At 45.3% G+C, this 14,072-nt stretch carries 11 protein-coding genes; 3 read left to right on the top strand and 8 right to left on the bottom strand.

Translation table 11 applies throughout. The annotated features are described in order from the left end of the window. The first annotated feature begins 267 nt into the window (after window positions 1–267). Window positions 268–1,374, top strand: a complete 1,107-nt coding sequence (locus VTH8203_RS21810; RefSeq protein WP_096995543.1) for a PQQ-dependent sugar dehydrogenase — start codon at window positions 268–270, stop codon at window positions 1,372–1,374. Between the two features lie 73 nt (window positions 1,375–1,447). On the opposite strand, the gene yfbV is transcribed toward VTH8203_RS21810, so the two are convergent. Continuing rightward, a complete protein-coding gene (gene yfbV, locus VTH8203_RS21805) occupies window positions 1,448–1,900 on the bottom strand; it encodes a terminus macrodomain insulation protein YfbV (protein WP_096995542.1) in 453 nt (150 codons plus the stop codon). A 338-nt stretch (window positions 1,901–2,238) separates the two neighbouring features. Here yfbV and VTH8203_RS21800 point away from each other — a divergent pair, with 338 nt between their 5' ends. Continuing rightward, complete coding sequence (locus VTH8203_RS21800) at window positions 2,239–3,435, top strand: acetate kinase (RefSeq protein WP_096995541.1); 1,197 nt, start codon at window positions 2,239–2,241, stop codon at window positions 3,433–3,435. 125 nt (window positions 3,436–3,560) lie between these two features. Next, complete coding sequence (gene pta, locus VTH8203_RS21795; protein WP_096995540.1) at window positions 3,561–5,705, top strand: phosphate acetyltransferase; 2,145 nt, start codon at window positions 3,561–3,563, stop codon at window positions 5,703–5,705. A 43-nt stretch (window positions 5,706–5,748) separates the two neighbouring features. Here pta and VTH8203_RS21790 read toward each other — a convergent pair whose 3' ends face one another. From VTH8203_RS21790 to VTH8203_RS21760, 7 genes are all read right to left on the bottom strand, one after another. Beyond that, window positions 5,749–7,035 carry an MgtC/SapB family protein gene (locus tag VTH8203_RS21790; RefSeq protein ID WP_096995539.1) on the bottom strand — a complete coding sequence of 429 codons (1,287 nt, stop codon included), beginning with the start codon at window positions 7,033–7,035 and terminating at the stop codon, window positions 5,749–5,751. Window positions 7,036–7,259: 224 nt separating this feature from the next. Then, on the bottom strand, window positions 7,260–8,201 hold the full coding sequence (locus tag VTH8203_RS21785; protein WP_096995538.1) for a glutathione S-transferase family protein: 942 nt from the start codon (window positions 8,199–8,201) through the stop codon (window positions 7,260–7,262). A 232-nt stretch (window positions 8,202–8,433) separates the two neighbouring features. After that, window positions 8,434–9,426 carry a murein tripeptide/oligopeptide ABC transporter ATP binding protein OppF gene (oppF, locus tag VTH8203_RS21780; protein ID WP_167385855.1) on the bottom strand — a complete coding sequence of 331 codons (993 nt, stop codon included), beginning with the start codon at window positions 9,424–9,426 and terminating at the stop codon, window positions 8,434–8,436. Between the two features lie 5 nt (window positions 9,427–9,431). After that, entirely contained in the window at window positions 9,432–10,403 is a 972-nt protein-coding gene (locus VTH8203_RS21775) for an ABC transporter ATP-binding protein (protein ID WP_096995536.1), read from the bottom strand. A gap of 22 nt (window positions 10,404–10,425) precedes the next feature. Beyond that, the gene (oppC, locus tag VTH8203_RS21770) at window positions 10,426–11,328 is read right to left on the bottom strand and encodes an oligopeptide ABC transporter permease OppC (RefSeq protein WP_031493371.1); all 903 of its coding nucleotides are present in this window, start codon (window positions 11,326–11,328) and stop codon (window positions 10,426–10,428) included. Window positions 11,329–11,343: 15 nt separating this feature from the next. After that, window positions 11,344–12,264, bottom strand: a complete 921-nt coding sequence (gene oppB / locus VTH8203_RS21765) for an oligopeptide ABC transporter permease OppB (RefSeq protein ID WP_006070023.1) — start codon at window positions 12,262–12,264, stop codon at window positions 11,344–11,346. A gap of 99 nt (window positions 12,265–12,363) precedes the next feature. Beyond that, a complete protein-coding gene (locus VTH8203_RS21760; RefSeq protein WP_096995535.1) occupies window positions 12,364–13,995 on the bottom strand; it encodes an ABC transporter substrate-binding protein in 1,632 nt (543 codons plus the stop codon). Window positions 13,996–14,072: the final 77 nt, after the last annotated feature.

Raw genomic sequence — 14,072 nt, 5'->3', positions numbered from 1 at the left:
TTTCTACCAGTAAGATTACCAAATTGAAAGATAATATTAACAATTGAACCAGATAAACGTGCTGAAAGATTGATTTGGCGACATATGTTTTAATCAGAATGTACACATTACGATACATGCGACTAAATTTTACTCAGATACTAGCGTAATGCATTTTTGACAAAAGTGAAGGAATGTGAGTGATTTTTTGTGAAAGGTGTCTATATTCATACAGATAACGTTCTGTTCATATGAGCTCGTCACTGCTCGACGCCAAGGAAGACTTTCATGCGCCTACACGTCCAAAACACGGTGTTTATCTCGTTAATGGTTTTTTTCTCAGCATTCGGGTTTAGTCGCGAATTTGAGAGCAGCAAACTGGATAAAATCACCGTCGTGGACGGTGTACCATGGTCAATCGAACCCATCGATGAACATCGATTTTTGATAGCCTTACGTCAAGGTGACCTTATTATCCTTGATGGTCAAACCGGTGCAGTCACTCCCGTATCTGGCGTCCCAGAGGTTTATGCTTCAGGTCAAGGGGGCTTGATGGACGTTATTGTGAGCCCAACCGACAACGATGTGATCTATTTTACTTATGCCAAACCTATCGATAAAGGGGGAGCACCGACGCTCGCTAAAGCACGTTTAAACGGCTCAGAACTCGTCGGATGGCAAGATTTATTCTCCAGCAATGTCGTGGTAACCTCGGGCCGACATTTTGGTAGCCGCCTCGCTTTTGACGATGAAGGCGACCTCTATATGACCATTGGTGATGCTGGTGAACGAGATAATGCCCAGCAAACTCAAAATCATGCAGGTAGCATCATCCGATTAGATCCAGACGGCAGTGTGCCCAAAGATAACCCTTTCGTAGACAATAGTGACGTAGCACCTGAGATCTACTCTTACGGTCACCGGAATCCTCAAGGCATTGTCTACGATAAAAAGCGCAAGCAGCTTTGGGCGATTGAACATGGACCAAGAGGTGGGGACGAACTTAACCTCATTCACGCCGGTGCCAACTACGGTTGGCCAATTACCTCACATGGTAAAGAGTATTGGGGGCCAATTAGTGCCGGTGAAGCTCAAGAAAAAGAAGGGATTGAGCCGCCTAAAAAAGTATACATTCCCTCCATCGCACCAGGCTCTCTGTTTCTCTACCAAGGAGAGAAGTTTCCACGATTAAACGGCATTCTGTTGATAGGCGCTTTAAAGCTGACCCACTTAAATATTCTTGACGTCAATGAAGCAGGACAAGTTCTTGAAGAACGCCGCTACTACGAGGATCTTGGGGAGCGAATTCGCGACATTACAGCCGACAGTGAAGGCAACGTTTGGTTGACCGCCGATAGCGGCACAATCTATAAGATTAGTCGAGCTTACGAATGACCCATAGCCAAACGACAAAAACAAAGCCCCACATCGCGATGTGGGGCTTTCTAAACAATGAAACGGTACTGAGTTAGAACCAACGGTCAAAATCACTACGATCTAACTGGCGAAATGCTCTGTTGAGTGTAATCGCCAACTCTTTATATTTAGGCTTCGCTTTGATCGGCTCCATAGCAAAACCCGTTTCGATAATTTTCTGGTGCAGCTCCCGATACCAAGAGGCTAAAGCTGGCGGAAGTTGAGTATTGTAGCGATTACCCAGCCACCACATACCTTGAACAGGGAGGCTGATGGCAAACAAAGCGATAATAATAGCTTGTGGCATAGCCTGAGCGTTACTGAATGCCATTTGTGTTAAAACACTAATAGCAGCAACCGCAGGCATCACTTTTATACCAAACTTCGTTGCTTTGATTATGCGCTGCTCTGGGAACAATGGTGTGAGCTCCTTTCTCATTGGCCACAGTTCCATGTACTTTTGACCATTTTTTATACTCTGAGTCAGACTTACTCGCTCGCTCATAGGCAACCTCACTAAAAAAAAGTTGAACTCTTCAACTAAATCAGCAAAATATTGACTGAAGTTAATATTATTTCAAATTTATTTTGTTATCTTCTGTCATTATCGTTATTCTTTGCGTTTCCTCAATCTCATTGTTGTCTTTATTTACAAATAAGGCAACCAAGAGATGAACGTCGCAAGGACGCAAATGTGATTTTAATGAAGAAATCGCATATTATTATACGGCAATTGATTATTTTTTGACCAAGACTGAGCAAATGGATTTTTATCCTTTCCCAGCCTTGAGATACGTTTTATACCCCAATGATCTATGATCAATAAAATACAGGTAACCTCTAATGTCTAAGCTGGTTTTAGTTTTAAACTGCGGTAGTTCTTCTCTTAAGTTCGCCATCGTTGATGCAGAAAACGGTGATGAGCACCTAACAGGCCTTGCTGAATGTTTACACCTTCCAGAAGCTCGTATCAAGTGGAAACTTGATGGCAAACACGAAGCTCAACTAGGCGAAGGCGCTGCTCACGAAGAAGCGTTAGCGTTCATGGTTGAAACTATCCTTGCTTCTAAGCCTGAGCTAAAAGCTAACCTAGGCGCTATCGGTCACCGTATCGTTCACGGTGGCGAGCAATTTACATCTTCTGCACTAATCACAGACGATGTATTGAAAGGTATCGAAGATGCGGCAACATTCGCTCCTCTTCACAACCCAGCTCATATCATCGGTATCGAAGCGGCGAAGCACAACTTCCCAGAGCTTAAGAACGTAGCGGTATTTGACACTGCGTTCCACCAAACTATGCCACAAGAGTCTTACCTATACGCTCTACCGTACAACCTGTACAAAGAGCACGGTATCCGTCGTTATGGCATGCACGGTACATCTCACCTATTCATCGCACGTGAAGCGGCTGAACTACTTGGTAAGCCAGCAAATGAACTAAACATCATCAACTGCCACCTAGGCAACGGTGCTTCTGTTTGTGCTATCAAAAACGGTGAATCTGTAGATACTTCAATGGGTCTAACTCCTCTTGAAGGTCTTGTGATGGGTACTCGTTGTGGTGACATCGATCCTGCGATTATTTTCCACCTACACGACGCTCTAGGTTACTCTGTTGAGCAAATCAACACCATGCTAACAAAAGAGTCTGGCCTTCTTGGTCTAACTGAAGTGACTTCTGACTGCCGTTTCGTTGAAGATAACTATGGTGAGAAAGAAGAAGCAACTCGCGCGATGGACGTATTCTGCCACCGCCTAGCTAAGTATGTAGCTGGTTACACTGCATCTCTTGACGGTCGTCTAGATGCTATCGTGTTCACTGGTGGTATCGGTGAAAACTCTGCGCCTATCCGTGAGATGGTTCTAAACCGTCTAGGTGTATTCGGCATCGAAGTTGATGGTGAAGCTAACCTTAAAGCTCGTTTCGGCGGCGAAGGTACTATCACTGCAGCAAGCAGCCGTATCCCAGCAATGGTTATCTCTACTAACGAAGAGCTAGTGATTGCTGAAGACACTGCACGCCTAGCAGGTCTTTAATTTTCAAACTGGCTAACTTAGGTTAGCCAGTTTTCTTATTGGGCTCAGCCGAGTGTCCGTTTTCTCCTAAAACACACCTACAATGCTGAGTTTTTTCCCTACATATAGTTTGAGGTACTCAAAGAATGTCCCGTACTATTATGCTTGTACCAACTAGCGCTGGCGTAGGTCTTACCAGTGTTAGCATGGGTGTACTGCGTGCTATGGAGCGCAAGGGTGTGAACGTTGCGTTCTACAAGCCTATCGCTCAACCTCGCCACGGTGGCGATCAACCAGATTTAACATCAACTATCGTTGGCAACAGCAGCGACATGAAAGTGGGTGAACCACTTCCAATGTCTGATGTTGAGAACTTATACGGTAGCGAAAAAGTTGACGTCCTACTTGAGACAATCGTTGAACGCTATAACCAAGTAAGCAAAGACGCTGAAGTCACACTTATTGAAGGTCTAGTACCAACTCGTAAGCACCCATTTGCAAACGCATTAAACGCGGAAATTGCAAAAACACTTGGTGCTGAGATTGTCTTCGTCGCTACACCGGGTACTGATAACCCAAGCCAGCTTAAAGAGCGTATCGAAGTTGCTTGTACTAACTACGGTGGTACTAAGAATAAGAACATCTCTGGCGTTATCATCAACAAGCTAAACGCTCCTGTTGACGAAGAAGGTCGTACTCGTCCAGATCTTTCTGAAATCTTTGACGACGCCGACACAGCGCAACAAGCTAACCTTGAAGTTATGCAAATCTTCAACACTAGCCCAATCCGCGTTCTTGGCTGTGTGCCTTGGAAAATCGACTTAATCGCAACACGTGCTGTAGATATGGCACAACACCTAAACGCTGAAATCATCAACGAAGGTGACATCGCGAAACGTCGTATCAAGAGCATCACGTTCTGTGCCCGTTCTCTTCCAAACATGATTGAGCACTTCAAACCAGGTTCTCTACTTGTTACTTCAGCAGACCGTCCAGACGTTATCGTTGCTGCGGCTCTTGCTGCAATGAATGGTGTAGAAATCGGCGCTATCCTATTAACAGGTGGTTACGATGTACCTGCAGAGATTGCTGGCCTAATTAAGCCTGCGCTAGACACTGGTCTACCAATCTTTAAAGCTCAGGGCAACACATGGCAAACATCTCTTAACCTTCAGAGCTTCAGCCTAGAAGTTCCTGCAGACGATAAAGAGCGTATCGAGTTCGTTAACGAGCACGTTGCAGGTCACATTGATGGCCCATGGATCGACTCTCTGCTTGAAGGCACTATCGGTACTCGCAAACTAAGTCCACCAGCATTCCGTTACCAGCTAACTGAACTTGCTCGTAAAGCTGGCAAGCGTATTGTGCTTCCTGAAGGTGACGAGCCTCGTACTGTTAAAGCTGCGGCTATCTGTGCTGAGCGCGGTATCGCCGAATGTGTACTTCTAGGTAACCCAGAAGAGATCAAACGTGTTGCAGCACAACAAGGTGTTGAGCTAGGTGCTGGCGTAACAATCATCGATTCTGATGCAGTACGTGAAAACTACGTTGCTCGTCTCGTTGAACTACGCGGCTCGAAAGGTATGACTGAAGTTGTAGCTCGTGAGAAACTACAAGACTCTGTATACCTAGGCACAATGATGCTGGAAGCGAACGAAGTTGACGGTCTAGTATCAGGTGCTGTTCACACAACAGCGAACACTATCGTTCCTCCGTTCCAAATCATCAAGACTGCTCCTGGCACGTCTATCGTATCTTCAATCTTCTTCATGCTTCTGCCTGATCAAGTATTGGTATACGGTGACTGTGCGATCAACCCAGATCCAACGGCTGAGCAACTTGCTGAGATCGCTATCCAATCTGCAGACTCTGCAGCGGCATTTGGTATCGAACCACGTGTTGCAATGATCTCATACTCTACTGGTGAATCTGGTAAAGGTGCAGACGTAGATAAAGTACGTGAAGCAACGAAACTTGCTCAAGAGAAACGTCCAGATCTTATCATCGACGGTCCTCTTCAGTACGACGCAGCAATCATGGAAAACGTAGCAGCTTCTAAAGCTCCTAACTCTCCAGTTGCGGGTAAAGCGACAGTATTTGTATTCCCAGACCTAAACACTGGTAACACAACATACAAAGCGGTACAGCGTTCAGCAGACCTAGTTTCTATCGGTCCAATGCTGCAAGGTATGCGCAAGCCTGTTAACGACTTGTCTCGCGGCGCACTAGTAGACGATATCGTCTACACAGTAGCACTAACAGCGATTCAATCAGGTCAAGAGCAAAAGTAATCCTTTGATTCTTATGCCAAAAAGCCCCTTCTAGGGGCTTTTTTTATTGCAGTACATTCCCTAACCAGTACAAGAATACGAAACCACTGATTACGGTGATTGTCATAACGGGAACAATCATCATCCACAATGTACGTTCACCAAAAAAGACCACCATCAACATTTTCACTAGGGTATTCACCGATGCGGCAATAACAATGCCAATAGCAGCGACACTCACAGGCAAAGACGTAATACTTTGACGGGCTAAGGCCAAAGAAATGGCATCCACATCCGTCATACCTGAAACCGCAGCAAGCAATAAGACACCTACATCACCAAACCATTGCCCCAGAGCTTGTGACAACAACATAATAAGAGCAAGCACCAGCCCGAAAAACACAGCTGGGCCTAGTGCCAATGGACTTTTTTTATTCTCAGCCTGGTTTAACACACCACTCTCTCCCTTACGCCACAGCCACCAGCATGGCAAATACATGGTCAACATCATCACACCTATTGGCCAGATAATCAGCGGGACAATAGCAGGGTTAATCACAGACAACACGATAAGAAGACGAGGAAACATAGTGCCACAGCTCATTAGAATACCCGTGGCGAGCAGAGGACTAACCGTTAGCTGTTGTTTTGATAGTTGAGAAAACTGTAACGTCAGCGCGGTAGATGAGCTCAGCCCAGCGAATATGGAGGTAAACAAAATACCTCGTTTTGCACCGGCTATTCGTATCGCAAAATAGCCAACAAAAGAGATACTGGCAATCAACACCACCATCCACCAAATCTCATATGGATTAATCGCATCCCATGGGCCAAATCCACGATTGGGCAACAGCGGCAGCATAACAATTGAGATCAGCAAGAGTTGCAGCGCGGCGTCGAGTTCGTACTCTTTGAGTTTGGTGATGGCTTGATGGAGCTCTTTTTTGTTATCTAACACTATGGCTGTGATAACAGCGGCAGCGGCGGCAGAAATCGCCTGATCATAGATAACCAAACACCCAAGTAAGAAGGTGATCATTAAGGCAACGACACCAGTAATGCTGATATCTTGCTGGCGCTGCTGCTGAATGACAAACGCAATGGCCGCAACCACTACAAGCACCAACAAGGCAAAGCCTATCAATATCACTGAAGACTGTTTGGCAAGGGCCGCGACTAATCCGCCGAGTAACCCAACCAAAGAAAATGTGCGAATCCCAGCAATACGACTGCCATCGAGACTGTTGCGCATCGCCCAACCTCGTTGCGTACCTACGATGGCTCCTAAAAGCAACGCAATAAACAACTTCCAAATTAAGTTGTCACTACCAATGAGATCATCAATGCCCATAACCGCCCCTTAGCTAACTCAATAACATCTGGATAAGTCACTGTATTTATAGTGTAAGATCTCCAAAAAAACGTTTGGTGACCCAGAGCATAGATTTGCAACAAGGTTTCAGATTATCGCTATATTTGTCAGCCTAATTCACAGACAGATGATATTTAACCCCCCGTTTGTTAGAGCATGGGTTTGTAAGGACAGAATCAAGCACCAAGTTAACCGAACGACTTTCACTTGCCTCGACCATGAGGCGAGTCAAAATCCAAATCAGGACCAGCAGGCACAATCTGGGTTGGATTGATTCCAGTGTGACTGAAATAGTAATGACGCTTGATATGGTACATATCGGTGGTCTCTTTGATCCCTTTAATTTGGTACAACTCTTTGAGGTAACCTTGGATGTTCTCATAATCAGCAATACGTTGCTGATTACATTTGAAATGTCCAACATACACGGCATCAAAACGCACTAGCGTGGTAAATAAGCGCCAGTCCGCTTCGGTTATCTGCTCCCCCGTTAGGTAACGATGTGTGGCTAATTGCGCCTCAACCTCGTCCAAAGCCGAAAACAGGTTGTGGTAGGCTTCTTGATATGCCTCTTGCGTTGTGGCAAAACCACAGCGGTAGACGCCATTATTGATGTTGGGATAAATAAATGCGTTCCATTTATCAACGGCAGATTGCAATGTTTCAGGATAATAGTCATCACTGTTACCCGTCAGTGGGTTAAATTCTGAATTAAACATTCTGATGATTTCAGATGATTCATTACTGACGATGGTCTGCATCTTTTTATCCCACAAAACAGGAACCGTGACTCTTCCTGTGTAGTCCGATTTTGCTTGGGTGTAGATTTGGTGAAGCTTGGTGAATCCAAACAATGGCTCTGGCAGTCCAAAAGACCACCCCTCAGAAAGCATATCTGGGCAAACCACCGTGACATCGATATGCGATTCTAGTCCTTTCAAGGTGCGAAATATCAGCGTTCTATGAGCCCAAGGGCAAGCTAAAGACACATAAAGATGATAACGCCCAGATTCTGGCTGGAACACAGCCTCAGGACTGTTCTTTATCCAATTGCGAAATCCAGCGTCCTCGCGAACAAAGTTACCACCGGAAGCTTTGGTGTCGTACCACACATCATGCCACACACCTTCAACTAATTTACCCATGCTTTCCGTCCTTCTCATTGTGTTGTCTTCACATTATATGGAGCGTAGAGCGAAAACTTGAGAGGTAGCTTTAAAAGAAGTTGTTCGAATAACTTGAATGATCGATCGATAAGATCAAAAAAAGCGCGACAAAAAAGGGGTCGCGCTTAGGCCCGTCACAGGCTGAAAATAGCGACTCTAATTATTCACACACAAACAATTAGAGTCATTCCTTGCTAGTTAGTGGGATTTCCTAAACACTGACGTTTAGGCACGACACTGCGTGTACGTCCGTTCCCTGAATTGTTGGTTTCTGTTGAGCACACTGCTCCGTTGCCTGAGGGCAGCGTGTTCTAAACACGCAACCTGATGGAGGACTGATCGGAGATGGCAGATCCCCTTCCAACATTTGAACGGTTTTAGTGCGTTCGATTTTTGGATCTGGAATCGGAACCGCTGACATTAGCGCTTTCGTATACGGATGCGACGGATTGGCAAAGAGTGCTTCTGCCTCACCTAGTTCAACAGCATTGCCAAGATACATAACCAAAACACGATCAGAAATGTGCTTCACGACTGACAAGTCATGTGCAATAAACACTAGGCTCAAACCCAGTTCTTTTTGCAGTTCTTTCAGAAGGTTGACTACCTGCGCTTGGATAGACACATCCAATGCCGATACTGGCTCATCACAAATAATCATCTTAGGGCGTAAGATAAGTGCGCGCGCAATACCGATACGCTGACACTGACCACCAGAGAACTCGTGCGGATAACGGTTGATCACGTTTGGTAGCAAACCTACTTTCGCCATCATTTCTTTGACGCGATCTTTCACTTCCTGTTTCGACAGCTCTGGATAAAAGGTCTCTAGTGGCTCAGCAATGATGTCACCTACCGTCATACGAGGGTTAAGCGATGCCAACGGATCTTGGAAGATCATTTGGATTTCTTTGCGAGTATCACGACGCTGAACCGCTTGCATCTTAGTCAAGTCTTGACCAAGCCACATCACTTCACCGTCTGTTGCTTCCACTAGGCCAATAATGGCACGTGCAAACGTAGATTTACCACAACCGGATTCGCCTACTACGCCCAATGTTTCACCTTCGTATAAACGAACATTTACCCCATCGACGGCTTTGAGCTGGGCTGGCTTTGACCAAGGCCAAGCTGATTTCGATGCAATGCTGAAATGTACTTTTAGCTCTTTTACATCAAGTAATAGTGATTTGTTGTTTGTCATTGCATTCATTTTGCCCAAGCCTCCCAATCAGAAAAACACGCACGTTGACGACCTTGTCCAAAGTGCTCCAGTGTTGGCGCAGACACGCTACACTGTGGAGTTGCACGGTGGCAGCGCTCTTGATAAGGACAGCCCGGTGGCAAGCGCAATAAGTTTGGGGGGTTACCTGGAATCGTTGGTAGGATCTCCCCTTCCGTGTCCAGACGAGGGATAGCCTTTAACAGACCTTCCGCATAAGGGTGGCTAGGGTTATAGAAGATTTCATCTACCGCACCGTACTCCATCGTACGGCCTGCATACATAACTAATACTTTGTCACATGAGCCTGCAACAACACCCAAGTCATGGGTAATCATGATAATAGCTGTGTTGAACTCCGATTTAAGCTCGTTCAGAAGGTCCATGATCTGAGCCTGAACCGTTACATCCAATGCCGTTGTCGGTTCATCAGCAATCAGCAGTTTTGGACGACACAATAGTGCCATCGCGATCATCACACGCTGACGCATACCGCCTGAGAATTCGTGTGGATACATAGTAATACGCTTACGCGCTTCAGGAATTTTTACCGCTTCAAGCATACGAACAGACTCTTCGAACGCTTCCGCTTTACCCATGCCCTTGTGCAGCATAAGTACTTCCATCAATTGGTCGCTAACTTTCATGTATGGGTTAAGCGACGTCATTGGGTCTTGGAAAATCATCGCAATTTGCTCAGCGCGAACTTTGTTCAGCTCTTTTTCTGGCAAGTTGAGAATTTCACGCCCTTCAAATTGTGCACTACCCGAAATGATACCGTTTTTCGCTAACAAGCCCATGATAGCGAATACAGTTTGTGACTTACCTGAACCGGACTCACCGACAATACCCAGCGTTTCGCCTTGGTTGAGGGAGAAATTCAAGTCGTTTACAGCGGTAACAATACCGTCCTGCGTGGTGAACTCAACACGCAGATCTTTGACATCTAATAATCTCATATTCAATCCTTTCTTCTAGTTCTTATCTGTCTTTTGGATCCAGCGCGTCACGAAGACCATCGCCAACATAGTTAAAGCAGAACAAGGTTACGACCATGAAAATAGCAGGGAAAACTAGCTGCCAAATAGCCACTTCCATTGTTTGAGAACCCTCTTGAAGCAATGCGCCCCAACTGGTCATCGGCTCTTGTACACCAAGGCCAAGGAATGAAAGGAAAGATTCTGTCAAAATCATACTTGGGATAAGGAGTGTTGAATACACCGCGACGATACCAAGTACGTTAGGAACAATGTGACGTGTGATAATTTTCCAATTACTCACACCCGAAACGTGTGCCGCTTCGATAAACTCTTTGCTACGTAAGCTAAGGGTTTGACCACGTACGATACGCGCCATGTCCAGCCAAGCAATCGCACCGATAGCCACAAAGATAAGCACAATGTTACGACCGAAGAATGTTACTAGTACGATAACTAAGAACATAAACGGTACAGCGTACAAAATTTCAAGTACACGCATCATCACGCGGTCAACACGACCACCAATAAAGCCTGATGTTGCGCCGTAAAGTGTACCAATCAGTACCGCAACAAATGCACCTAAAACCCCGACCATTAGAGAGATACGGCCACCCATTAATGTACGCACATACAGATCACGCCCAAGACTATCCGTACCAAACCAGTGCTCAGCACTTGGCGCAGCATGCATGGCATACCAATCCGTATCATCAAACGCGTACTGAGCAAACATTGGCAAGAAAATCACTGCTAATGTCATCAGAGTTAGAATAAATAAACTCACCATCGCAGCTTTATTACGCATAAAACGGATACGCGCGTCTTGCCACAAGCTACGACCTTCAATTTCTAAATTCTCGGAAAACTTCTCTACCGCTTCCAAGTTTTCTTTTTTCGTTAGCATCATTACCACACTCCCTTAGTAACGAATTTTCGGGTCGATCATCGCAAGCAAGATATCTACGATGGCGTTAAATAGAATGAATAGGAAACCAATTAGGATGGTGACACCCATTACTAACGAATAATCTCGGTTAAAGGCTGCGTTTACGAACAGCTTACCGATACCCGGTAATCCGAAAATCGTCTCGACTACAACCGAACCGGTAATGATACCCACGAACGCTGGGCCCATGTACGAAACGACTGGCAACAGTGCAGGCTTAAGCGCGTGCTTAAGAACGATATAACGATAGCTCAATCCTTTTGCGCGAGCTGTGCGGATAAAGTTACTGTTCAAGGTCTCAATCATGCTACCACGAGTAATACGGGCAAACGTTGCGACATACAGTAGTGACATGGCGATCACGGGTAATACGATGTATTGAAAGCCACCATCATGCCAGCCACCAGCAGGGAAAAGATTCCAATGCAGTGAGAACAGATAAATCAGTGCTGGTGCCAATACGAAAGAAGGCATAACGACCCCAAGCATGGCCGTGGACATAATCGTATAATCAAGCCAAGTGTTTTGCCGTAAAGCGGCAATAGTCCCTACGGTTACTCCCATGATAACAGTAAAGATGAAGGCAATCAGACCTACTTTGGCCGATACAGGTAGAGCAACCGAAATAAGTTCGTTTACGGTGTAATCTTGGTATTTAAAAGATGGACCAAAATCACCTTGTAAGATATTGGTCAAGTACGTGGTGTACTGTTCGAATACGGGCTTATCAAGGCCATATTTTGCTTCAATGTTAGCCATAACTTCCGGTGGAAGTGGGCGCTCACTTGAAAAAGGGTTACCTGGTGCAAATCGCATCAGAAAAAAGGAGACAGTAATTAATACCAACAGTGTTGGTATCGCTTCAAATATCCGTTTAAGTATGAATTTAATCATAAACTCATCCATCCAGTCTGTGACAATTTAAAATAAAATAGACACTGCGTGTGCTTGCGCGCACACAGGTCTTAGTTAGTTATATTTTTTTATAGGGAATTATTTTGCTTTGATGTAGAGATCTTTTGAGTAAATCTTATCTTCAGCGTTACCTTCTGGGTAACCACCAAGCTGAGGTGATACTAGACGAGTTGTAACATACTGATAGACAGGAGCAATTGGCATATCTTTCGCTAGCAATTTCTCTGCATCGATGTATAGCTGAGTACGCTCTTCTTCTGACGTCGAGTTTAGAGCCTTATCGATGATCTTATCGTATTCTGCACTCTTATAGTGCTGACCCGCTGTGGTATTTTGACTAACCATTAGCGTTAGGAATGAAGACGCTTCGTTGTAGTCACCACACCAACCGGCACGTGCAACGTCAAAGTTACCTGTGTCTTTGCTGTCTAGGTAAGACTTCCACTCTTGGTTTTCAAGCTTCGCGTTAATGCCTAGCTCTTTTTTCCACATAGATGCGATTGCTACGGCAATCTTCTTATGGTTTTCAGATGTGTTGTAAAGTAGGTTGAACTCTAGAGGGTTGCTCTTAGTATAACCAGCCTCTTCAAGAAGACGTTTTGCTTCAGCGATACGCTCTTTCTGAGAAAGCTGACCGTACTCTGGAGTGACAGGGTCGAAGCCTGCTGTTATCTCTGGCGTTAGGAAATAAGCTGGTTTTTGACCTTGGCCAAGGATAGCTTTAGTAACGATATCGCGGTCCATTGCATAAGACATGGCTTTACGAACGCGAACGTCGTTAAACGGTGCTTTTTGTGCATTGAACTGGTAGTAGTAAGTACATAGGTTACCCTTGATGTTGACATCTTGTGGGTACTCTTTTTGTAGACGACGGAAGTGCTCGTTAGGTACTTCGTATGTGAAATCTAGTTCGCCAGAAAGGAAGCGGTTCATTTCAGCAACTTGGTTCTCGATCGGCAAGAACGTTACTTTATCCAATACTGTGTGGTCGTTATCCCAGTAATTGTCGTTACGTACAAGCTCTAGTCGCTCGTTCACTACCCATTTGTTAGGTACAAACGCGCCGTTACCAACGAAGTTCTCTGGTTTAGTCCATTGGTCACCAAATTTTTCTACTGTTGCTTGGTGAACTGGCTTAACCGTTGTGTGACCCATCATCATTACGAAGTAAGGTACTGCGGTATCTAGTGTCACTTCTAGCGTGTAGTCGTCTACAGCTTTAACACCTAGCTCGCTCTTGTCTTTCTTGCCAGCTACGATGTCTTTCGCGTTCGCCATCTTGGTGTATTCCATATACCAAGCGTATGGAGATGCTGTTGCTGGGTCTACCGCGCGCTGGAAGCTGTATACGAAATCGTTCGCCGTTACAGGATCGCCGTTAGACCATTTTGCGTCTTTGCGTAGGTGGAAAGTGAACGTTTGGTTGTCTGTCGTTTCCCAAGTTTCAGCAACACCAGGAATAGTCTTACCATTTGCATCTTGGTTTACTAGGCCTTCAAGAAGGTCACGGATTACGTGAGACTCTGGAACACCTTGAGATTTGTGTGGATCGAGTGTTGCTACCTCGGTACCGTTACCACGAACAAGCTCTTGTTTCTCTGCTAGTTTAGTGCCCGCTGGTACATCTGCGGCAAGAGTAGAAAAAGAAGTGGCAGCCACTGCCATGCTAGCACCCAGAAGAAGGGCTTGCGTGATTTTATTCTTATACATGCATTTAACTCCAAGTTTTCATTTTGCATCCATGACTTCTTCGTAGGATCGCTAGAACGGACAGCATTTTAGATTTA

This window comes from Vibrio thalassae (assembly GCF_900089835.1).
Lineage (GTDB): Bacteria > Pseudomonadota > Gammaproteobacteria > Enterobacterales > Vibrionaceae > Vibrio > Vibrio thalassae.
This window is presented reverse-complemented; position numbering and strand designations above follow the sequence as displayed.